23 protein-coding genes are annotated in these 21181 nt (G+C 60.8%); 9 read left to right on the forward strand and 14 right to left on the reverse strand.

Annotated features, from left to right (window positions below):
• Window positions 1-19 precede the first annotated feature (19 nt).
• Genes Q4Q11_RS14345 through Q4Q11_RS14355 form a run of 3 tightly spaced genes read left to right on the forward strand, consistent with a single transcriptional unit; the run spans window position 20 to window position 1738 of the window.
• Window positions 20-400: a COG4315 family predicted lipoprotein gene (locus Q4Q11_RS14345; protein ID WP_112510136.1), complete on the forward strand. Its 381-nt coding sequence runs from the start codon at window positions 20-22 to the stop codon at window positions 398-400.
• Window positions 384-938, forward strand: a complete 555-nt coding sequence (locus tag Q4Q11_RS14350) for an RNA polymerase sigma factor (protein WP_113337021.1) — start codon at window positions 384-386, stop codon at window positions 936-938. Before Q4Q11_RS14345 ends, Q4Q11_RS14350 begins: the two co-directional genes overlap by 17 nt.
• The gene (locus Q4Q11_RS14355) at window positions 935-1738 is read left to right on the forward strand and encodes an anti-sigma factor family protein (protein ID WP_112510142.1); all 804 of its coding nucleotides are present in this window, start codon (window positions 935-937) and stop codon (window positions 1736-1738) included. The genes Q4Q11_RS14350 and Q4Q11_RS14355 overlap by 4 nt, the downstream gene beginning before the upstream one ends.
• Before the next feature lie 25 nt (window positions 1739-1763).
• Here the strand turns inward: Q4Q11_RS14355 and Q4Q11_RS14360 are convergent, their stop codons facing one another.
• Genes Q4Q11_RS14360 through Q4Q11_RS14375 form a run of 4 tightly spaced genes read right to left on the reverse strand, consistent with a single transcriptional unit; the run spans window position 1764 to window position 4033 of the window.
• A complete protein-coding gene (locus Q4Q11_RS14360) occupies window positions 1764-2135 on the reverse strand; it encodes a nitrile hydratase accessory protein (protein ID WP_498569915.1) in 372 nt (123 codons plus the stop codon).
• Complete coding sequence (nthB, locus tag Q4Q11_RS14365) at window positions 2122-2781, reverse strand: nitrile hydratase subunit beta (RefSeq protein ID WP_112510147.1); 660 nt, start codon at window positions 2779-2781, stop codon at window positions 2122-2124. Before nthB ends, Q4Q11_RS14360 begins: the two co-directional genes overlap by 14 nt.
• Entirely contained in the window at window positions 2778-3416 is a 639-nt protein-coding gene (nthA, locus tag Q4Q11_RS14370) for a nitrile hydratase subunit alpha (protein ID WP_498569916.1), read from the reverse strand. The genes nthB and nthA overlap by 4 nt, the downstream gene beginning before the upstream one ends.
• Before the next feature lie 23 nt (window positions 3417-3439).
• The gene (locus Q4Q11_RS14375) at window positions 3440-4033 is read right to left on the reverse strand and encodes a LysE family translocator (RefSeq protein ID WP_113216326.1); all 594 of its coding nucleotides are present in this window, start codon (window positions 4031-4033) and stop codon (window positions 3440-3442) included.
• Between the two features lie 205 nt (window positions 4034-4238).
• On the opposite strand from Q4Q11_RS14375, the gene Q4Q11_RS14380 reads away from it, so the two are divergent.
• Window positions 4239-5084 (forward strand): aldo/keto reductase, encoded by an 846-nt coding sequence (locus tag Q4Q11_RS14380; protein WP_498569917.1) that lies wholly within the window; start codon window positions 4239-4241, stop codon window positions 5082-5084.
• 3 nt (window positions 5085-5087) lie between these two features.
• On the opposite strand, the gene Q4Q11_RS14385 is transcribed toward Q4Q11_RS14380, so the two are convergent.
• The 3 genes from Q4Q11_RS14385 to Q4Q11_RS14395 all read right to left on the reverse strand — a co-directional run bounded on the left by Q4Q11_RS14385 (window position 5088) and on the right by Q4Q11_RS14395 (window position 8751).
• Window positions 5088-6095, reverse strand: coding sequence for a capsular polysaccharide export protein, LipB/KpsS family (locus Q4Q11_RS14385; protein WP_498569918.1), 1008 nt, complete (start codon window positions 6093-6095; stop codon window positions 5088-5090).
• 203 nt (window positions 6096-6298) lie between these two features.
• Window positions 6299-6871: an acetolactate synthase small subunit gene (gene ilvN / locus Q4Q11_RS14390; RefSeq protein WP_112334546.1), complete on the reverse strand. Its 573-nt coding sequence runs from the start codon at window positions 6869-6871 to the stop codon at window positions 6299-6301.
• Window positions 6872-6957: 86 nt separating this feature from the next.
• Window positions 6958-8751, reverse strand: coding sequence for an acetolactate synthase 3 large subunit (locus tag Q4Q11_RS14395; protein WP_112510153.1), 1794 nt, complete (start codon window positions 8749-8751; stop codon window positions 6958-6960).
• A gap of 328 nt (window positions 8752-9079) precedes the next feature.
• Between Q4Q11_RS14395 and Q4Q11_RS14400 the strand changes: the two genes are divergently transcribed.
• Window positions 9080-11104: an ATP-binding protein gene (locus Q4Q11_RS14400; protein ID WP_498569919.1), complete on the forward strand. Its 2025-nt coding sequence runs from the start codon at window positions 9080-9082 to the stop codon at window positions 11102-11104.
• Window positions 11105-11113: 9 nt separating this feature from the next.
• Here the strand turns inward: Q4Q11_RS14400 and miaA are convergent, their stop codons facing one another.
• The gene (gene miaA / locus Q4Q11_RS14405) at window positions 11114-11995 is read right to left on the reverse strand and encodes a tRNA (adenosine(37)-N6)-dimethylallyltransferase MiaA (RefSeq protein WP_498569920.1); all 882 of its coding nucleotides are present in this window, start codon (window positions 11993-11995) and stop codon (window positions 11114-11116) included.
• Window positions 11996-12008: 13 nt separating this feature from the next.
• Between miaA and serB the strand changes: the two genes are divergently transcribed.
• Genes serB through Q4Q11_RS14420 form a run of 3 tightly spaced genes read left to right on the forward strand, consistent with a single transcriptional unit; the run spans window position 12009 to window position 14071 of the window.
• Entirely contained in the window at window positions 12009-12899 is an 891-nt protein-coding gene (serB, locus tag Q4Q11_RS14410; RefSeq protein WP_498569921.1) for a phosphoserine phosphatase SerB, read from the forward strand.
• A gap of 33 nt (window positions 12900-12932) precedes the next feature.
• Entirely contained in the window at window positions 12933-13496 is a 564-nt protein-coding gene (locus Q4Q11_RS14415; RefSeq protein WP_498569922.1) for a GNAT family N-acetyltransferase, read from the forward strand.
• Entirely contained in the window at window positions 13493-14071 is a 579-nt protein-coding gene (locus tag Q4Q11_RS14420; RefSeq protein WP_498569923.1) for a GNAT family N-acetyltransferase, read from the forward strand. The genes Q4Q11_RS14415 and Q4Q11_RS14420 overlap by 4 nt, the downstream gene beginning before the upstream one ends.
• Before the next feature lie 3 nt (window positions 14072-14074).
• Here Q4Q11_RS14420 and Q4Q11_RS14425 read toward each other — a convergent pair whose 3' ends face one another.
• The 6 genes from Q4Q11_RS14425 to Q4Q11_RS14450 all read right to left on the reverse strand — a co-directional run bounded on the left by Q4Q11_RS14425 (window position 14075) and on the right by Q4Q11_RS14450 (window position 20344).
• Complete coding sequence (locus Q4Q11_RS14425) at window positions 14075-15787, reverse strand: Do family serine endopeptidase (protein WP_498569924.1); 1713 nt, start codon at window positions 15785-15787, stop codon at window positions 14075-14077.
• Window positions 15788-15980: 193 nt separating this feature from the next.
• Entirely contained in the window at window positions 15981-16919 is a 939-nt protein-coding gene (hflC, locus tag Q4Q11_RS14430; RefSeq protein ID WP_112510170.1) for a protease modulator HflC, read from the reverse strand.
• Window positions 16919-18040 carry an FtsH protease activity modulator HflK gene (gene hflK, locus Q4Q11_RS14435; protein WP_113216260.1) on the reverse strand — a complete coding sequence of 374 codons (1122 nt, stop codon included), beginning with the start codon at window positions 18038-18040 and terminating at the stop codon, window positions 16919-16921. The genes hflC and hflK overlap by 1 nt, the downstream gene beginning before the upstream one ends.
• 177 nt (window positions 18041-18217) lie before the next feature.
• Window positions 18218-18736, reverse strand: coding sequence for a dihydrofolate reductase (locus Q4Q11_RS14440; RefSeq protein WP_112510174.1), 519 nt, complete (start codon window positions 18734-18736; stop codon window positions 18218-18220).
• Between the two features lie 102 nt (window positions 18737-18838).
• Window positions 18839-19675 carry an NAD(P)-dependent oxidoreductase gene (locus Q4Q11_RS14445; RefSeq protein ID WP_498569925.1) on the reverse strand — a complete coding sequence of 279 codons (837 nt, stop codon included), beginning with the start codon at window positions 19673-19675 and terminating at the stop codon, window positions 18839-18841.
• A 102-nt stretch (window positions 19676-19777) separates the two neighbouring features.
• Window positions 19778-20344 carry a helix-turn-helix domain-containing protein gene (locus Q4Q11_RS14450; protein WP_498569926.1) on the reverse strand — a complete coding sequence of 189 codons (567 nt, stop codon included), beginning with the start codon at window positions 20342-20344 and terminating at the stop codon, window positions 19778-19780.
• 300 nt (window positions 20345-20644) lie between these two features.
• Between Q4Q11_RS14450 and Q4Q11_RS14455 the strand changes: the two genes are divergently transcribed.
• Window positions 20645-21172 (forward strand): GNAT family N-acetyltransferase, encoded by a 528-nt coding sequence (locus Q4Q11_RS14455; RefSeq protein WP_113336959.1) that lies wholly within the window; start codon window positions 20645-20647, stop codon window positions 21170-21172.
• Window positions 21173-21181: the final 9 nt, after the last annotated feature.

The following is a 21181-nucleotide window of genomic DNA, read 5'->3' on the forward strand; positions in this document are numbered from 1 at the left end:
CCACCCGAGGAGAGACATCATGAAGACCCTGAGTTTCCTGGCCGCGCTCGCTGCGGCATCTGCCTTTGCCACAGCCGCTTTCGCCGCGGCACCCGTCAAGACGGTCGAAAGCGCCAAAGGCAAGGTACTTGCCGGTGAAAACGGCAAGACGCTCTACACCTTCAAGAACGACAAGGCCGGCGTATCCAATTGCAACGGCGATTGCCAGAAAGCCTGGCCGCCGCTCATGGCCGATAGCAAAGCCAAGGCGGAAGGTGCATACTCGATCATTACCCGCAAGGACGGGATGAAACAATGGGCAAAGGACGGCATGCCGCTCTACTTCTTCGTCAAGGATGCAAAGCCCGGTGATGTTGCCGGCGACGGCTTCAACGGCGTATGGAATGCCGCGCGGCCCTGACCGGACCGGAAACGGCGCGGCAGGATCTTCCTCCGCGCCGGACAGCTTCGAGGCCGAGGTGCTGGCGCTCCTCCCCTCGCTGCGGCGCTATTCCCGCAGCCTTACCCGTTCGGATGCCGATGGCGAAGACCTGCTTCAGGATTGCGTCGAGAAGGTTCTGACCCGGCGCAGCCAATGGCACGGGCCGAACCTGCGCGGCTGGGTCCTCACCATCATGACCAATCTCTATCGCAACGGACTGCGCCAGCAGGGCAATCGCAGCTTCGTCGATATCGATGACAACAGCCATTTATCCGCAACCGAAACCGACAACGATCCATTACAGAAGTCACGCCTTGAAACGGCTCTGAACAGCCTCGGAGAGGACTATCGCGCGGTGCTGATGCTCGTCGTCGTCGAAGGCTACAGCTATCAGGATGTCGCCGATATGCTCGACATCCCGATCGGCACCGTGATGTCGCGCCTGTCGCGCGCACGCCGGAAGATGACCAGCCTGCTGAATGAGGACAATGTTGTCACGCTTCGGAGACCAAGATGAACGAAAACAACCCGACCGTGACCGAAGCTGACCTTCATGCCTTTGCCGATGGGCTGCTGCCGCAGGAAAAGCAGGCGGAATTGCAGACATGGCTAACCGAAAATCCCGAAGACGCTGCCGCCGTTGCGGCATGGCAGGCCCAGAACGATGACATCCGGGCGATGTTCTCCCCCTATGCGGTATCGAAGCAAGGCGACGGAGACCTCATCCTGCCAAAGGGAAAAGTATCGATCGGACAATCGGTGATGCCTCATCGAAGCAGTTGGCTGATGATGTTCGCCGCCTCGGTGGCATTATTCTTCGCTGGAGCCGCGGCCGGCCACTTCGGTCCTGATCTTTTCGCTCGGCCCGCGTTGCAGCTGACATCGATCGAGGCATTGCCGCAGCAGGCGCGCTCGGCCTTCGCCGTCTATGCGAGCGACGTCCGCCACCCAGTCGAAGTCGGCGCGGATCAGGAGGCGCATCTCGCCACCTGGCTCGGCAAGCGCATGAACATTGCCGGCCTCAAGGTGCCGAGCCTGCAGAAATTGGGCTTCCAGCTCGTCGGCGGCCGGCTGCTGCCGGTGAACGGCACGCCGGGCGCGCTGTTCATGTATGAAAATGCCACCGGCCAGCGCCTGACCGTGCTGATGGGACGCAACAGCGGCAACACCACGACCAGCTTCCGTTTCGCCAGCGACAACGCCGTCGAGACCTTCTACTGGATCGACGGCACCCTCGGCTACGCCGTGACCGGCGAGATCTCACGCGACATGCTGCGGCAGGTGGCGGACGAGTGCTACAGGCAGTTCTCGTCTTGAGGATGGCCCCAAGAGGAGCCCTCCTTTAACGCCAGGGATCGTTCTCCAGCATGATCGGCTTGCCATGCGGCGTCGCCTCCGCCGCACGTTGCCAGCTCTGCTGCAAAGCGAGAATCGAATCAGTATCGGCGATACCCTTCGCGACAAGCAAACCTGACAGCGCCGTCACCCAGCAATCGAAATAGTCACTGCCGTCAGCCGCGCGGCCCGGCTTGTGCAATTCGGCCGACAGCCGTTCCGCCCATTCGCTCCAGGCAAACAGGCCCTTCTCGTGCAGATGAACCGTCATCGCAAAGGCGTCCGCCGCCCAGGGCTCGGGAAAGACCGGCTCGCCATCGGCTGATTTCGGCAATCCTGGCGATTGCGTCAGAAGCGAGGCGATCTCACACGCGCTCAAGGTAACTCTCCCAGGCATCGATCGAGACGGTCAGCGAGGGATCGGCGCCCTCGCCCCAGATCTCGGCGCCGTCGAAGGCGACCGTATAGACCCATTGCGGATTTTCGCCGCGGCCATGGGCGTTGTCGTCGGGGAAGACGAAGGAGCCCTGCACCGCTTCGACGATACCCGTCTTGGCTCGGGCATAGCGCGGTAATCTCGTATGGCCCGTCGGATTGAAATTCTTCGTCCGCACGTGATCGCCCACGGCGAAAAGCGGCGCTGAATTAACCGGCCGATCGCAAGGGCCGCCTTTTGCCAAAACGCCATCGACTATTTCAGCCTTCAGAACCCGCTTCGGCACCCTACCCTGCTCGAGCGAGTGACCGATACGCAGTTCCTCGGCTGTTGCAAAACCGTGCCGCTCCAAAAGCATGTCGACGGCACGGATCCAGATCTCGTAGTAGCTGGCGCCAAGATAGCTCGCCGGCGGAATGTTTTCGCGCGCATGCCGGCTTTCATCGATGTTCCAGGCGCCAAAGGCGCCACAGGAGAGCGTGATGCCGAGCGCGCGCTTTTCCCATTCGGCATGAAAATAGGGCTCGTTCTGTTCCGGTGCTATCGGGCCGAAGCCCATCTGGCCGCCGAGATCATGCGGGCCGTTCATAATGTGGCCTCCGGCGGCGCCTTGGCAAGCGCGGTTCCGATCATCGCGTCGCGGCTGACGAGGTCCGCGAGCGCCGCTTCGTCCATGCCCTCGGAACCGGCCGGCCGCTCGGGGATCACCAGATAGCGAAGCTCCGCCGTCGAATCCCATACGCGGATCCTCGTCTCCTGCGGCAGTGTGAGACCAAATTCGGCGAGCACGCCGCGCGGGTCGATCACCGCACGCGAGCGATAGGCCGGCGCCTTGTACCAAACCGGCGGCAGCCCGAGCACGGCCCAAGGATAGCAGGAGCAAAGCGTGCAGACGATCAGATTATGCATTTCCGGCGTATTGAAAACCGCGCGCATGTGCTCGCCCTGACGGCCGGTAAAGCCGAGGCTTGCGATCGCCGCCGTCGCATCGCGCCGCAGCCAGTCGGCAAAATGGGAATCGCTCCAGGCTTTCGCCACCACCTGCGCGCCGTTGCGCGGCCCAACCTTCGTCTCATAGGTCTCGACGATGCGGTCGATCGCCGCCGGATCGATCAAACCCTTTTCCGTCAGCAGCGTCTCGAGCGCCTTCACCCGCGCCTGCATGTCCGAATAATGGTTGTCGTGGTGATGATCGTCGTCGGCATGCGAATGTCCGCGGGACATGGCTGTCTCCTGTCTCTTGCGCGTTACTTTAGCATCGGCCAGAGACTGAGCACCAGCAGGACAGCCATGGTGATGTTGAACCATTTCAGCCGAACGGGATCGGAGAGCCAATCGCGCAGCGCCGAACCGAAGCCAGCCCAGGTCGACACGCTCGGCACGTTCACGATGGCAAATGCAAAACCGACGAGAAGAACGCTGAAGAGGTAGAGTTGCTCGTTGGTGTAGGTCGCCATGGCGGTGACAGCCATGACCCAAGCCTTGGGATTGACCCATTGGAACGCCGCGGCACTCATGAAACTCATCGGCTGCGCCGAGCCTTCGCTCTCCGTCAGGCTGCGTGACGTGCCGATCTTCCAGGCGATCCAAACCAGATAGGCGCCGCCGGCAAATTTCAGCGCAGTGTAGAGCAGCGGCGCCGTATGAAGCACAGCGCCAAGGCCAAGGCCGACGCCGAGCAGCAGCGACAGGAAACCGACACCGATGCCAAGCATGTGCGGAATGGTGCGCCGGAAACCGAAATTCACGCCGGAAGCAAACAACATCATGTTGTTCGGCCCAGGCGTGATCGAGGTCGTGAATGCAAAAAGTAAGAGAGCCAGAAATGTATCCAGCGCCATGATGCCTCCCAGGACACCGTATGCAATGATGGACGGCATCCAAAATTCTTCTCAATGCGCGTGGAATACGACGGCGCATGTCCGTGCGACATTAATTGGCCGACCACATTAACGCCATAGCGCGATTGTCACCGTGACATGCGGATGCCGATTGAAATACGGTTGAATGCCCCTATCCTTCGTTTTTCTGCAGCGAGGAAAGACCATGCGCGCGCCCATCCCGACAGTCACCCTTCCCTCCGGCATCACGGTTCCGGCGCTCGGCCAGGGAACTTGGAATATGGGGGAGAGTGCCGCCACGGCCAGAGACGAGATCACCAGCCTCAAAACCGGACTGGACCTCGGCATGACGCTGATCGATACGGCGGAAATGTACGCAGACGGCGGTTCGGAGGAGATCGTCGGCAAGGCGATCGAAGGCCGCCGCGACGAAGTCTTCCTGGTCAGCAAGGTCTACCCTGCCAATGCAAGCAGCAAAGGCGCGGCCGAAGCCTGCGAGCGGAGCCTGAAGCGCCTGAACACCGATCGCATCGATCTCTACCTGCTGCATTGGCGCGGCAGCTATCCGCTTGAAGAGACGGTGGAGGCTTTCGAAGGCCTGAAGGCGGCCGGTAAGATCGAGGCCTGGGGCGTATCGAATTTCGATCTCGCCGATATGGACGAGCTGCTTTCCGTGCCGAATGGCGGTAATGTCGCCGCCAACCAGGTGCTCTACAATCTTGGCCGGCGCGGCATCGAATATGACCTCCTTCCATGGTGCCAGGAACGCAGCATTCCGATCATGGCTTATTCCCCGGTCGAGCAAGGCCGTTTGCTCCATCACCCAGAGCTGATCCGCCTCGCCAAGACGTATCAGGCGACACCGGCCCAGATCGCTCTCGCCTTTCTGCTGGAGCGCGACAATGTGATAGCCATCCCAAAATCCTCGAACCCGCAGCGTGTCGAGGAAAACCGTGGCTCCATAGATATCGACATAACCGATGAGGATTGGGCCGTGCTCGACGCTGCCTTCCCGCCGCCATCGCGAAAAAAGTCGTTGGAAATGCTGTAGGTTTCAGGCGGCCGCCTTCTGTTGCGCAACGATCAGCTCGATCGCCCGGAAGACGTCGATCTCTCGCCAGTCGGCGGGATCGCGATAGGTCGGATAAAGCGAGAAAGCCGCGGCGGCAATCTCGTCGACGGTTCGCCGCTTCGTCCTGCGGCCGGCAAGCGCAGCCTTGGTGTAAGCACCGAAATGATCCTCGGTCACACCCCAGCCCGCATAGAAGGGCGCGGCATAGCAGCGAACCGGAATGCCGCGAAGCAGCGCATCGAAACCGAACTGGCTCGAAACCGTCCAGACCTCGTCGGCGACTTCAAGGATCGACGCGACCGACACCTCGTCGTCAACAAGGATTGCATCGCCCCTTGAAGCACCATTTGTAAGATAACCCTTACGAAGCCCGGCCATGACATCCGGATGGGTGCGGATGAGGCATTGCGCATCGCTCGCCAGCCCATCGGCAAGCATCTTCTCGAAGGAGGCCTTCGAACCGAGCGCCCTGCCAACGGAAACGTCGCCGACCACCTGATCGACAAGCAGAATGCGACGCTTCGCCGTCCGATCGATGGCTGGCGATCGATGAGGGAGATGATTGTATTTCGAAAGCTTGTTGCGAACGATCTGCTCTCGGATAGCGCGGCCGAGCTCCGCCGCCGCCCCGGCCTCCTCAATCAACCGCTCGAGTCGCGACGGCGCGCTGGCATCGACAGGCAGGCCGAGATCGTCGATGACGATGGACAGCGGAATGGCGCCGGACTTGCCAAGCCCCATGGACCGCAGGAAACCATCTTCCAGATGCCAGTGGCGCAACCGGCGAAACCGCGCAGTCCTCATCGCCATCTTGGCAGGGGCACGGCCGCCCCAGGACACGATGCCACCGATACCTGGCGACAATGCCGACGCAAGTTTCTGCGGGCCGAAATAATGGCCGAGCCAGGGAAAATCGCCACGGACGAAGAAGGCGGCGCCGAGGCGCATGTCCGCAGGCGGATGCCATGGCTTTTCGCCGAGATCAGCCATTGTTGCCGTGTTTCCCCTTCTCCCCTCGGGGAGAAGGTGCCGTCAGGCGGATGAGGGGGTATCTGCCAGGACTACGAAAATTCGCGAATTCAAATCGGAAAGCCCCCCTCATCCGGCCCTTCGGGCCACCTTCTCCCCAAGGGGAGAAGGAGTTTGCAGCGCCGATTTGCCTCATATGCGATCCCCCTCGACGCTACAGGTTCTCACATCCCCTGCGAGCCGCGATTCATCGCGGCAATGCCGGTACGGCAGACTTCGATCAGGCCGAGCGGCTTGATGATGGCGATGAACTGGTCGATCTTCGAGGACTTGCCGGTGATCTCGAGAATGAAGTGCTCGATGGTCGCATCCACCACTTTGGCATGGAATGCGTCGGCCAGCCGCAACGTCTCGGCACGCATTTCACCGCTTCCGGTCACCTTCAGCAACGCCACTTCGCGCTCGATCGGCCGCTCCTGGCCGAGTTCGCGGGCACGCACGGTGAGATCGACGACGCGGTGAACGGGAACGATGCGCTCAAGCTGCGCCTTGATCTGCTCCAGCACCTGCGGCGTGCCGCGCGTAACGACCGTGATCCGCGACAGATGCGCCTGATGCTCCGTCTCCGAAACCGTGAGGCTTTCGATGTTGTAGCCACGGCCGGAAAAGAGGCCGATGACGCGGGCGAGAACGCCGGGCTCGTTGTCGACAAGCACAGAGAGCGTATGGCTCTCGGCCGCCGCGGTTTCCGGCGAAATGAAATAGGCGGAGCCCGTGGGTTGAAGGTGTGCGTTCATTATTCCTGTTCCGTTTCCTCGGTTTTTGTTCGGTGTGCCAGCGAGATCGACCGAGAACGCGGCTTGCACCGCGCCCCCGCTATCGATCAAACCAGCTGGCGACCCTTGGCGTCGATCGCATTGGCGACGGCCTCATCGGTCGCCTCGTCCGGCAGCAGCATTTCGTTATGCGCCTTGCCCGAGGGGATCATCGGGAAGCAGTTGGCGAGATTGGCGACGCGGCAATCGAAGATGACCGGCTTCTTGACGTCGATCATTTCCTGGATGGCGGCATCGAGATCGCCCGGCTTTTCGCAGCGCAGGCCGACGGCGCCATAGGCTTCCGCAAGCTTGACGAAATCCGGCATCGCTTCCGTGTAGGAATTGGAGAGACGATTGCCGTGCAGCAGCTGCTGCCATTGGCGAACCATGCCCATGTACTGGTTGTTGAGGATGAAGATCTTGATCGGCGCATCGTGCTGGATCGCAGCCGACATTTCCTGAATGCACATCTGGATCGAAGCGTCGCCGGCAATGTCGATGACCAGGCTTTCCGGATGGGCGATCTGAACGCCGAGCGCTGCCGGCAGGCCATAGCCCATGGTGCCGAGGCCGCCCGAGGTCATCCAGCGGTTCGGCTGCTCGAAACCGTAGAACTGCGCCGCCCACATCTGGTGCTGACCGACCTCGGTGGTGATGTACGTATCGCGATGCTTCGTCAGCTCGTAGAGGCGCTGGATCGCATATTGCGGCATGATGACATCGTCGCTCGCCTTATAGGCAAAAGAATTGCGCGCACGCCAGCGGGCAACATCGGCCCACCAGTCGCCGAGGCGGTCCGCTGCGGGCTTCTGCGGCAGCGCGCGCCACAGCCGAACCATGTCTTCCAGAACATTGCCGACATCGCCGAGAATACCGACATCGACACGGACGTTCTTGTTGATCGAAGACGGATCGATATCGATATGGATCTTCTTCGAGTTCGGCGAGAAGGCGTTCAGGCGACCGGTAATGCGGTCGTCGAAACGCGCGCCGATGCAGACCATGACGTCGCAATCATGCATCGCCATATTGGCTTCGTAGGAGCCGTGCATGCCGAGCATGCCGAGCCAGTTCTTGCCCGAGGCCGGATAGGCACCGAGACCCATCAGCGTCGAGGTGATCGGGAAGTTCGTCAGCTCGACCAGTTCGCGCAGCAGCTTGGACGCTTCCGGACCCGAATTGACGACACCGCCGCCGGAATAGATGACCGGACGACGGGCATTCTTCATCAACTCGATCGCCTGGTTGATCTTGTTGAGGTCGCCCTGGATCTTCGGCTGATAGCTTTTCTGGACATGGTGCGCTTCCGGCGGCGTATAGGTGCCGGTCGCAAACTGGATATCCTTCGGGATGTCGACGACGACGGGACCCGGACGGCCTGATTGCGCGATGCGGAAGGCTTCATGAATGACGGCAGCCAGCTCGTTGACGTCCTTGACCAGCCAGTTGTGCTTGGTGCAAGGCCGGGTGATGCCGACGGTATCGCATTCCTGGAACGCGTCGGAGCCGATCAGCGTGGTCGGAACCTGGCCACTCAGGCAGACGAGCGGGATCGAATCCATCAAGGCGTCCTGCAGCGGCGTAACCGCATTGGTCGCGCCCGGACCGGAGGTGACCAGCATGACGCCGACCTTGCCGGTGGAGCGGGCATAACCTTCGGCCGCATGGCCGGCGCCCTGCTCGTGGCGTACGAGAATGTGCTTGATATCATCCTGCTGGAAGATCTCGTCATAGATCGGAAGCACGGCGCCGCCCGGATAACCGAAGATGTGTTCGACGCCATTGTCCCTGAGCGCCTGCAACACGATCTCCGCGCCTGTCATTCGATTGCCGCTCGCCTGATTATCTGTGCCGGTCATACGTTTGTTCCGCTGTCTGCTGGAGGTTTGGAAAGATGAAATCTCGATTTCGGGCATAAAAAAAGGCCCCTTGGGGAGCCTGTCATCTAGCGCATGGGTGGCTGTCGCCGGACGGTTACACCATCCTGCCCATGCGCTTTCCCACCACGATAAGAACGATCGAGTTTTTCATGGGCCGAAGTGATAGACAGAAAATTTCGAAGCGTCAACGCGTGAAGCAATAAAAAATCGCGGCCGCCTCATAACCCTGTAAAAAGCGCGGATAGTAGACAGGGTTTTGTTAAGCCCATTTCTCTATGCTCCGACATCTAATAGTTGGGGTAGCTGTTTGCTGAATAATGATCTGCAGACATCCGGCAAGGCTGGAGATTTGGATCGTCGCGACAAATTGAAGCCGGGAAATCGCTTCCTTGGCCGCGTTGTCGCATGCAACGGCTCACGCGCCACGATCGCCGCCGTTGCAGAAGCCGGCGGTACGGATCTCACCGAACTCTGGTCTGTCGGCAGGCTGATTTCCATCAGCGTCGGATCGAACCGCGTGGCGGCCCTCGTCTATTCCATGAACACTCAGGGCGTCGGCTGGGGCGAAGGACAGGACAATCTCTTCCGCATCGAAGTGGAATTGCTGGGCGAAGTCCGCGTCGAACCGGACGGCCGCGAAGAATTTTCGAGCGGCATTTCCGCCTACCCCTATCTCGGCGCCATCGCTCATCGCATCCGCGCGGCAGACCTCATGCGCATCTTCGATGCCGGCAAGGGCAACAGCTGCGTCATCGGCAAGCTGACGCAGGACGAAAGCATCGATGCCGCCATCCATATTCCGTCGATGCTGTCGAAGCATTTCGCCGTTGTCGGCTCGACCGGCGTCGGCAAATCGACCGCCGTCTCGCTGCTGCTGCACAAGGCGATCAGCACCGATCCGAAACTGCGCGTGCTGATCCTCGACCCGCACAATGAATTCGCCGCCGCCTTCCCCAGGCACGCCGTCGTCATTGACACGGATACACTCGATCTGCCGTTCTGGCTGATGCGGCTGGACGAATTCAGCGAAGTCGTCTTCCGAGGCCGTCCGGCCGTGCCGGAGGAACTCGATGCGCTCCGCGATCTCATTCCCGAAGCGAGACGCGCCTTCCGCGGCAGCGATTCAAGCCTGATGCGCCGTCAAACGGAAAAGTCTTCCGTGACGGCGGACACGCCCGTTCCCTATCGCATGGCCGATCTGCTGGCGCAGATCGACGAGCGCATCGGCCGCCTCGAAGGCCGCCAGGAAAAGCCGCATCTGCGCTCGCTGAAGATGCGCATCATCTCGGCGATCAACGATCCGCGCTACCACTTCATGTTCTCCAACAATACGATCACCGATACGATCATGGAGACCATCGCCAAGATCTTCCGCATCCCGGGAGACGGCAAGCCGATCTGCACATTTCAGCTTGCCGGAATTCCCTCGGAAGTCATCAATTCCGTCGCCTCGGTGCTCTGCCGCATGGCATTCGAACTGGCGCTCTGGAGCGATGGCGCGATCCATATGCTGGTCGTCTGCGAGGAAGCACACCGTTACATTCCCGCCGATCCGAATCTCGGCTTCTTCCCGACGCGGCAGGCCATCGCCCGCATCGCCAAGGAAGGCCGCAAATACGGAGTATCGCTCGGCATCATCACCCAGCGGCCGGGCGAACTCGACCAGACGATCCTGTCGCAATGCTCGACGCTGTTTGCCATGCGCCTCGCCAACGATCGCGACCAGGAAATCATCCGTTCGGCCATCCCGAATTCCTCGATCTCCACGACCAGCTTCCTGTCATCGATCGGCAATGGCGAAGCGATCGCCTTCGGCGAGGCCATCGCAGTCCCCATGCGCATGCGCTTTTCACAGGTCGATCGGCATTTGCTGCCGAAAGCCAGCGGCAGTGTGGCGAAAACCAGCGAGGACTCGCCGGACACGGTCGATCTGCGCACGATCATCAGCCGCATGCGCTCGATTTCGGGTCCCGACATCAGTCCTCCGCAGCAGAACTACAATGCTGTGCCCATAACGGATATCAAGGATGACTTCGACGAAGGGCCAGTCCAGCGAACAATTCCGCATCAAGCGGAATCGGGCCTGCCACCGATCGAACCTTACCGTCCCGACATGCTGCCTCGTACCGCCCCACCGCAACCGGCAGCAGCTTCGCAAACATCGATCGACAGTAAGCTTGCGGAATTGCGCCGTGAACTCCGCAGCGACGAGGGAGGCGCGCACCCTGTGGTGCCAAGGGAACTCGCCCCGCCTCCGCGGCGGGAATCCGGCTTGTCCTTGCGGGACAGCATCCTGAAAAAGCCCCTGAGCAGTCTTTACGACAAGGACTGACACCCCGAACTACAGGCTCAAGCGCTCCCAACTCTCGTCCATCTGATTGCGGAACCAAGTCATCTGCCGCTTGGCATATTGCCGCGTCGCCGCCGCTCCTGCTTCAAGCACGTCCGCGCGCGTCATCTCGCCTTTCAGCATCGCGGCGATCTGGGCAACGCCGATCGCCTTCATGACAGGCATTTCCGGCGGCAGGTCCAGTGCCAGGAGGGCTTGCACCTCTTCCTCGGCGCCAATTGCCAGCATCTTCTCGAAGCGGCCGTTGATGCGCTCGTGCAGCACGGTGCGGTCGGGCAGCACGACGATCTTCCGCGCGCGGTCGGGATCGACGACCATTGGTCCGGTCTTGCCTTGAAAGGCAGCGATCGACCGGCCGGTCGCTTCGATCACCTCGAGCGCACGAACGATACGCTGCCCGTCCTGCGGGTTCAAAGTTTCCGCGACGGCGCGATCACGCTCAGCGAGCTCGCGATGCAGCACTTCAGCCCCCTCCGCCAGCAGCCGGCCGCGGAGCCGATTACGGATATCGGACGGTATCTCGGGTATGTCGGAAAGCCCGCCAGTTAGCGCCTTGAAATAGAGCCCCGTGCCGCCGACGAAGACAGGCATTCTCCCCTCGCCGCGCAGACGCTCGACCAAGGCGCCGGCCTCGCGTAGCCAGACACCTGTCGAATAGGCCTGCGCCGCCGGAATGTGGCCGTAAAGATGGTGCGGAATGCCCTCCATATCTGCCTCTGAGGGGCGCGCAGTGAGGATGCGCAGGGTGTTATAAATCTGCATGCTGTCGGCATTGACGACAACGCCATCATGAGAACGCGCCAATTCTACGGCCAGCGCGGACTTGCCGCTGGCGGTCGGCCCGGTTATCAGGATCGCGTCGATATCGCTCATAAGGTTTCTGCTCATGGCCTTCGTTGCCACGCTTATTGCCAATCCGTCAAATCCCGTTCTTGTTCCGGCCATCGCCGAGCAGGCGGCTGAAACGGTCAAGGCGTCCGGACTGTACTGGCTGGCCGACGGCATTGCCTGCGATATCGCGCTGCGCGACGGTACGGACCTGCAGGCCGCAGAGGCCAATCTCCTGGCGATAATCGGCAGCGCGCGAATCGATCTCGTCATCCAGGAAGCGGAAACCCGCCGCAAGAAGCTGCTGATCGCCGACATGGATTCCACCATGATCGGCCAGGAGTGCATAGACGAGCTCGCCGCCGAAATCGGCCTCAAGGAGAAGGTCGCCGACATCACCGCGCGCGCGATGAACGGCGAGATTGCCTTCGAACCGGCCCTGCGCGAGCGCGTGACTCTGCTGAAGGGATTGCCGATCTCCGTTGTCGACGATGTCATTGCCAAGCGCATCACGCTCACGCCGGGCGGCCCTGAACTCATCGCCACCATGAAGGCGAAGGGCTATTACACCGCCCTCGTTTCCGGCGGCTTCACCGTCTTCACCAGCCGGATCGGCATGGCCCTCGGCTTCGACGAGAACCGGGCGAATGTCCTGCTGGAAGAAAGCGGCATCCTGACCGGCCTCGTCGAGGAGCCGATCCTCGGCAAGCAGGCCAAGGTGGATGCGCTGAACGATATCGCCGAGAGGCTCGGCATTTCCGTTGATGAGGCGTTGGCCGTCGGCGACGGCGCCAACGACCTCGGCATGCTGCAGCTTGCCGGCTCCGGCGTCGCGCTCCATGCCAAGCCGACGGTTTCCGCACAAGCAGGAATGCGCATCGACCACGGCGATCTGACTGCCCTGCTCTATATCCAAGGCTATCGCAAGACGGACTTCGTCAAGCCGTAGAACGGCACGAAGCGCCGAAATCAGGGGCCACAGATGATCATCGCCAAAACCGACCGCCTCGTCATCCGCAACTGGCGCGAGACGGATCGCGACCTGGCCTACGAGATCAACTCCGACGAAGCCGTCATGGAATTTTACCCGTTCCGCCGCAATCGTGCGGAAGCAGACGTTTTCTTCGACCGCGTTCGGTCGATGATCGCGGAAACCGGGCTCGGCCTCTACGTGCTGGAGTTGAAGGAAAGCGGCGAAGCGATCGGCTATTGCGGGCTGATGCGAACGGATCATCTGGAACCGTTCGTCCCGGCCGGAACGATAGAGATCGGCTGGCGGCTGGTGGCGCGGCAATGGGGCAAGGGGCTGGTCACCGAAGCGGCGCGGACATTGCTGGCCTATGGCTTCGGAAAGCTCGGCCTCAATCAAATCGTTTCCTTCGCCGTGCACAACAACATCAGATCGACCGCGGTAATGGAGCGGATCGGCATGCATCGCGTCGAGGGCGGCGATTTCGATCACCCCAGCGTCCCCGACACTCATCCCCATTTGCGGCGCCATGTCCTCTACCGCCTGACGGCAGCCGAGTGGCGCTCCGCGCAATGACGAAAATCGAAACATCTCGGCTCATCCTGCGGCCATGCATGGAAGAAGATCGGGAGCTGTTTCATGAGCTGAGCTCCGATCCGGCCGTTCTCGAATTCTTTCCCTTCCGCCGCAGCCGCAAGGATGCGGACGCCATATTCACCATGATCCGGAACGTGACGCCGGAACCCGGATTCGAGCTTCTCGTCATGGTCTTGAAGCACAGCGGCGAGGCAATCGGGTTCTGCGGACTATCGAAACTGCAGCTCCCGCCCCTCTTGCCGCAGGATGCCGTGGAAATCGGTTGGCGGATCTCAGCACGCCATTGGAACAACGGCCACGCGACCGAATCCGGCGTGGCTCTTCTGCATCATGCATTCACGCGGCTGGAGATCGATGAAATCCTGTCGATTGCCGTGCGTGACAACAGGCGTGCACGCGCTGCGATGGCCAAGATCGGCATGCGGCGCGATCCGGCCTGCGATTTCGACCATCCGCACATTCCGGAGACGCATCCGCATCTAAAGCGTCATGTCGTCTATCGCCTGGGTGCCGCGGAATGGCGTGTGCAGCAGGACGGACGAAGAACGCGTTGAATCCTATTCCAGCGCAACGGCGATGAAGCGCAGATCACCATTCGGAGACGCGATCATCATTTGCGCGTTGCGGCGTCCTTCCCGCTTCAGCGAAGCCACCTTCTCCGAAGCCGCACTCGGAGTCTGGACGAATTCCTGAGCAACCTCCACGACGACGTCGCCGGGCTTCAGTCCTTTTTCCGCCGCTGCCGAACCTGGCGCCACTTCGGTAATGACGACGCCATCGACGCTGTCGGCTATGCCGAAGCTCTTGCGGTTTTCGGCCGTCAGTGTCGCAAGCTTCATTCCGAGTATGTTCGACGTTGCCTGTGCTGGCGGCTGAGCCTGTGGCGATTGCTGCGGATCACTGCCCTGATCCTGCCCATCCATGCCGTCGTCATTGCCATTCTCTCCCTCGTCAGGGTTGATGACGCCGTCGCCATTGCTCTTGTCGTCGGGCGCGAGCTGCGGCTTCTTGTTCTTGTCGGTGCTGGCCGCGGCAGCCTGATCGCTGTCCTCCAGTCGGCCGAGGGTCACCTTGACCGTCTGCTCCTTGCCGTCGCGATGGATGACGACATCGACTTCCTTGCCGACGGGGCTTTCGGCAACGATGCGCGACAGATCGCGCATTTCGTCCACATCCTTGCCATCGAATTTCAGGATGACATCGCCCGCCTTTATCGAGCCGTTGTCCACCGGGCCGCCCTTGATGACGCCGGCCACGAGCGCACCCTTGGCGCTGCCAAGACCAAGGCTGTTGGCGACATCATCCGTGACCGGCTGAATACGCACGCCGAGCCAGCCGCGGCGGGTCTCACCGAAATCCTTGAGCTGATTGACAACGCCTTCCGCCAGTTCGGACGGTACGGCAAAACCGATGCCGATCGAGCCGCCGCTCGGGGAGATGATGGCGGTGTTGATGCCGATCACCTCGCCTTTCATATTGAAGAGCGGACCGCCGGAATTGCCCTTGTTGATTGCCGCGTCCGTCTGAATGAAATTGTCGTACGGACCGGCATTGATATTGCGCCCGCGCGCCGAGACGATGCCGATGGTCACGGAGCCGCCGAGGCCGAAAGGATTGCCGATTGCCATGACCCAGTCGCCGATCCTCATCTTGGAGGAATCGCCAAACTTCACGGCCGTCAGCGGATGTTTCGGCTCGACCTTGAGAACCGAAAGATCGGTCTTCGTATCCGTCCCGATCAGCTTGGCCTTCAGTTTGGTACCGTTCGGAAAGATCGCTTCGATATCGTCGGCGCCTTCGATGACGTGATTGTTGGTGACGATATAGCCTGTGGGATCGATGACGAAGCCGGAGCCGAGCGAGCTCACCTTGCGGTTGCTGTCGTCGTCTTTCTTGTTGTTGAAGAAATCGTTGAATTCATCCTGGTAGGGTGAATTGTCCGGCACCTTCGGCGCCGCCGGCCCGCTGCCTTCATCCTTTACCTTCTGCGAGGTGGAGATGTTGACGACCGCATCGAGCAATCCGGCAGCAAGATCGGCAACCGAAGCCGGCCCCGCATTCATGGCCGGGTTCATCGTGACCGTGGGCGATGCTGCCGGAGGCGTCTGACCGGCGGCGGTGCCCGGTGCCTGGACCCCAGCGGCCGCGCCGCTGTTCTGCGCCTGCGCATAAGCCTGTTCGGTTACGCCCGCAACGGGGCCGGCAATCAGCGCGATGCTCGCAAGCAAGGCAAAGGAACGACTGAAAAGCAGGCGATTGGTCGAAGCCATCAGGCATCCTCATCGAGATAGGGGAAAACTTGTATAAGCATCAACATAAGGCGGAATGATGAAGCGTGAAATCACCTTTTTGCGAAATCCCCGGACCTGCGCGCCGCCGTTGCAGGCAGGGTGAACGCGATGCGACCCGCCATAAGGAAAAGGGCCACCCCTGGGCAGCCCTTCAGTTCCTTGATTTGACGACTCACTTCGCTGGCGGCGTCGGATTGGCAGGCGCCGGCGCCCCGGAATTGGGTGCCGTACCCGCAGGACTGTCGAAGAACTTGAAGAAGTCCGACCGGTTCGGCGGCAGCACGAGGGTCTTGCCACCCGAGGCGAGCGCCTTGTTGTAGGCAGCCATCGAGCGATAGAACTCATAGAAGTTCGGATCGCGCTTCGAGGCATCGGCGAAGATGGCGTTGCGCTCGGCCTCGCCTTCGCCGCGCAGCACTTCCGAGTCCTTCTGCGCGTCGGCAACGATCTCGACAACCTGACGATCCGCGATCGCGCGACGGCGCTGACCTTCTTCGTTACCGCGTGCACGGATCAGCTCCGCTTCCGCCAGGCGCTCCGCCTTCATGCGGTCATAGGTCTGCTGCGACACTTCCTGGGTCAGATCGGTGCGGCGGATGCGAACGTCTTCAATGTTGAGACCGAGCGTTTCGGCATCGCGGTGCAGATCGTTGCGCACTTCCGTCATCATGGAGGCGCGTTCGTCGGAAAGCGCCGCTTCGAAGCCGCGCAGACCGTAGACACGGCGCAGAGCGGCATCGAGACGGGTCCTGAGACGCGATTCAGCCGCGTCGCGATCCCCCGATACGGTCTCGCGGAACTTGCGCGCATCCATGATCTTGTAAACGACGAAAGCATCGACTTCATAGAACTTGCCGCCCGATACCTGGACGCGGATATTGTCGAGGTCGAAGCGAAGTTCCTGCAGCTGCACATACTGCACGCGATCGGCATCCATGAAGGCGAAAGGCAGCTTGAAGTACAAGCCCGGTTCCGTCTTGACGTCGCGGATCTGGCCGAAGCGCACGACGATCGCCTGCTCACGGGCGTTGACCACGAACACCGACGAATAAACGAGCAGCAGCAGTACCGCGAGCGCGATGAGGATGGCTGGCAAACGGCTGGACGTCATTATTTGGCCTCCGGCTGAGTTGCAGCGGCGGGCTTGCCCGCCTGCGTCGTGGACTGCTTGCCGACTTCATTCAGCGGCAGGTAGGGCACGACACCTTGCTTGTCGTCGATGATGATGCTGTTGGAATTGCCGATGACGGACTCCATGGTTTCGAGGAACAACCGCTTACGGGTGACGTCAGGTGCCTTGACGTATTCGTCGTAGATCGAGATGAAGCGCTGCGCCTCACCCTGAGCCTCCTTGACGACCCGATCCTTATAGGCGGCCGCCTCTTCGCGGATCTGAGCCGCGCGACCGCGGGCCTGACCAAGCTGCTGGTTGGCGTACTGATTGGCCTCTTCCACCTGCTGGTCTTCATTCTGCTCGGCGCGCTGCACTTCGTCGAAGGCGTCGGCAACTTCTCGCGGCGGCGAAACATCCTCGATCGGCACGGCATTGATGGATATACCCGAACCGTAGCGATCCATCGTATCCTGGATGATGTTTCTCACCTCGGTCGCAACTTCCTGGCGCTTGTCGCGGTAGATGTCCTGAGCGGGGCGGCGACCGACGACCTCGCGCATGGCGCTTTCCGCAACCTGCTGCAAAGTCTCGTCGGGGGTTTCGAGATTGAACAGATAGGATTGCGGGTTGGTCACGGTATAGAGGACGGAAAACTGCACGTTGACGATGTTCTGATCGCCCGTCAGCATCAGCCCCGCCGTCGAACCGGCAGACGACCGACCGCCAATATTGCGCTGCTGCTCGGTCACCTTGACGAATTCGATGCGGTCCATCGGCCAGATATGGAAATGCAGGCCAGGCATCGAAACTTCTTCGCGCGGCTTGCCGAAGCGCAGCTCCACGCCGCGCTCATCCGGCTGCACGGTATAGACGCACTGGATCAGCCAGAAAACGGCGATCACTGCGAGGATGATGAGGACAACGCCCGCGTTGAAGCCACCGGGCACGAAGCCTTTCAATCGGTCCTGGCCGCGGCGAATAATATCCTCAAGGTCCGGAGGCCCTCCGTTGCCGCTTCCCCGCGGCCGGTTCGGTCCTTGCCCCCAAGGTCCCTGATTATTTCCGCCGCCACCGCCGCCCCATGGGCCGCCGCCGCCATTCTGATTGCTCCAAGGCATCAAAACCTCTTTGTTTGTTGACTCCCAGCATCGCAGCTGTCCCGCGAAATTTTTGGCTCGATATCCGCAGGTGGCAGCGATCGTTTCCCGTTATAGGTATCGAAGCACCTGCTTTCAACGCGACTTCAGGAAGTTCGTCGGATTCATTGGAAAATATTTGCTTTTCGGGGCCTGCTTTTATGCTTTCCGCCTGAAATAGCGAACGAAACGTGTTGGATAAGTATCCTTCTCTCCGGCCGGCACGGCGAGTTCGCTGTCAGCCTGCCAGATGCTGGAATCGATCTCCGGAAAGGACGTATCGCCCTCAACGTCCGCCTCGACATGGGTGATCAGCAACCGGTCTGCCAGACCGATCGCCTGGCGATAGATTTCACCGCCGCCGAGGATACAGATTTCCTCGACACTGCCCTCTTCAGCCAGACGCGATGCGGCCTCAATCGCCTCACCGAGCGAATGCGCCACCGTTATCCCGTCGGCCGAAAAACCGCCGTCGCGGCTGATGACGACATTGGGCCGGCCCGGCAACGGCTTGCCGATGGACTGGAAGGTCTTGCGTCCCATGATGACGGGTTTGCCGAGCGTCATCGCCTTGAAGCGCTTGAGGTCGGATGACAGCCGCCAGGGCATATCGCCTTCGCGCCCGATGATGCCGTTGCGCGATACGGCAACGACGATGGTCTTGATCGGTTGGGTCATGCGTCTCCCTCAGTCTGCCTCACCGATACCAATGCGAATCGGCGGGATGATCCTACATCATGACGGCGGCGACGGGGGATGGGCATCCGTCGCCGCCTTGCATCAGGCGCCGCCGTTCAATTTATCGAGCTGGCCGGCCAAAAGGCCTCCCTCTTCCCGATCCCTGGCTATTTTCCGATAGAGCCCGGCCATACCTTTGAAGATCAAGGCGGCTGGATCATCCTCGCCGAGAAACTCGGAGATCTCCTCCATCTCCGCAACCCAGCGGTAGGCCTTCGGATACATGTCAGGAATGCCGTGGACGAATTTTGCGTCGAGATCCGGCAGGCTTTCCTGAAGTTCGCGCTTCAGGGCGACGTCGGCGCCCGAGCGGATCGCGGCAAGCAGCATGGCGGTGCCGAGGCCCGTCACGCCCTTGTTGATGCCGGCATAGCACATCTTCAGCGCCGAAGCCGCGCCGATCGCCCCTGCGATACGGCGGACCTGAAGCCCATGATCCGCAAGCACCGCGCTGTCGCTGGCTGCATCGCCGCTCACATAGAGCTTCGGCCCGTTGTGGCCGGGCTTCGGCGGGCCGCCGATAATGGAGCCATCGAGAACCACGCCGCAACCGCTGCCGAAGATCGTCGCGACCTCCGCCATGGTTTTCGGCGAGATCGCGTTGCAGTCCATGAACGGCGTCTTACTGCCCCTCTCGCGCATTTCGGCGGCGATCTGCCGGGCCACGGCAACGGCCTCAGCGGGCGGAACAATGGAAAGAATAAGACGCGACGAGGCGATGTCGTCCAATCCGACCGGCTCCATGCCGACCTCTTTAGCCCGCTCGATGGTCGAAGCCGAACGTCCCTCGAGATAGGTGATCACCCTCGCCCCATTCTCGACCAAACGCCGGGCAACGGCGCTTCCCATCGCGCCGGCTCCGATGACTGCGATCTCCACGGCCAATCTCCTTCTCCGCTTGAGGAAGATGGCAGCATATCGCCGGTCGCCCAGTCGGACGAGTGGAATGCCGGGCGGCAACGCCAAATTTAGCGCCATTCCTCAAGCGTTGCGAAGCACGAGGACGGCATAGGTGCACGGCTCTTCGCTTTCATTCCTGAAAACGCAATCCTTGGGCCGACCGAGTTCGAGGCAATCGCCTGCCGACATCAAGTGTTTCGTATCTCCCTCGAGAAAGGTCAGCCGTCCCTCCAGCATCCAGATCAGCTGTCTCATGAAGGCATAAGCCGATGCTGGCATCGGAACTTCCGCGCCCGCCGGCAATTCGATGCGGACGAGATCCAGCGGCAGATCCGACTTTGGGGAAACGTGCCGGCGCTCGTAACCTGTCTGCGGATCGATCCAGACGGGTTGCTCGTCCTTCCGGAGAAACCGGCCCTGCTGCATCTCCGCGCGCGCCATCAAGGTCGACATGCTCAAGCTGAAGGCACCTGAGAGCCTGCCAAGCAGCGCTGCCGTCGGGCTGCTCTCCCCGCGCTCGATCTTATGGATCATGGCGCGGGAAACTGTCGAGCGTTCAGCCAGCTCCGTCAACGACCAGCCGCGGCTCTCCCGTTCGATGCGAATGCGGGCGCCAATGCGCCTGTCGATATCATCAAGTTGAGACATGCGTATTACTATAGTGGACATTCGCGGAAATGACAATTGCCCGGAGCAACCTTGGGAAAGTCGGCGCGAGTAAACCCTGCTCCGGAGAAAAGTAAATCCATCCCTCCACCCGAGACGTCGATTAATCATTGAAATCACATTAAATTTGTCAGAACCTTTGATGACATCAGCCGCTAGCGCACTCTTGCTTCGCTGGATGTTTGTAATAATATAATGGACAGATGCGGAAATCGGTGTATGACAAGACGGAACATTAAACCACATATCAATCCAATTTAGTGGATACCCACGGAGCCGCCGATGCAAATTCGCGATGCGAGAGACGAGGATCTTCCGGGAATAACCGCGATCTACAACGATGCCGTCGCCAATACCGCCGCGATCTGGAACGACGCGCAGGTCGATATCGCCAATCGCAGGCAATGGCTGCGGGATCGGCATAAGCTCGGCTATCCCGTACTGGTGGCAACGGACGATCACGGTGGCGTGGTCGGTTACGCTTCCTTCGGCGATTGGCGCGCCTTCGACGGCTATCGGCATACGGTCGAGCACTCCGTCTACGTCCGCAACGATCAGTATCGCGGCGGCATCGGCAAGGCGCTGATGATTGAGCTCATCGAGCGAGCCCGGGCGATCGGCAAGCACGCGATGGTCGCGGGCATCGAGGCCGGCAATGAGGCTTCGATCAGGCTGCACGAAAAGCTCGGCTTCCAGCAGGTCGGCCTTCTCCCCCAGGTCGGAACGAAGTTCGGACGATGGCTCGATCTCGCCTTTCTTCAGCTCCTGCTCGATCAGCGCACAGACCCAGATTCCAAGCCGGCAGCGTAGAGGCGCAAA

This window comes from Rhizobium sp. UFLA01-1127, assembly GCF_059803845.1.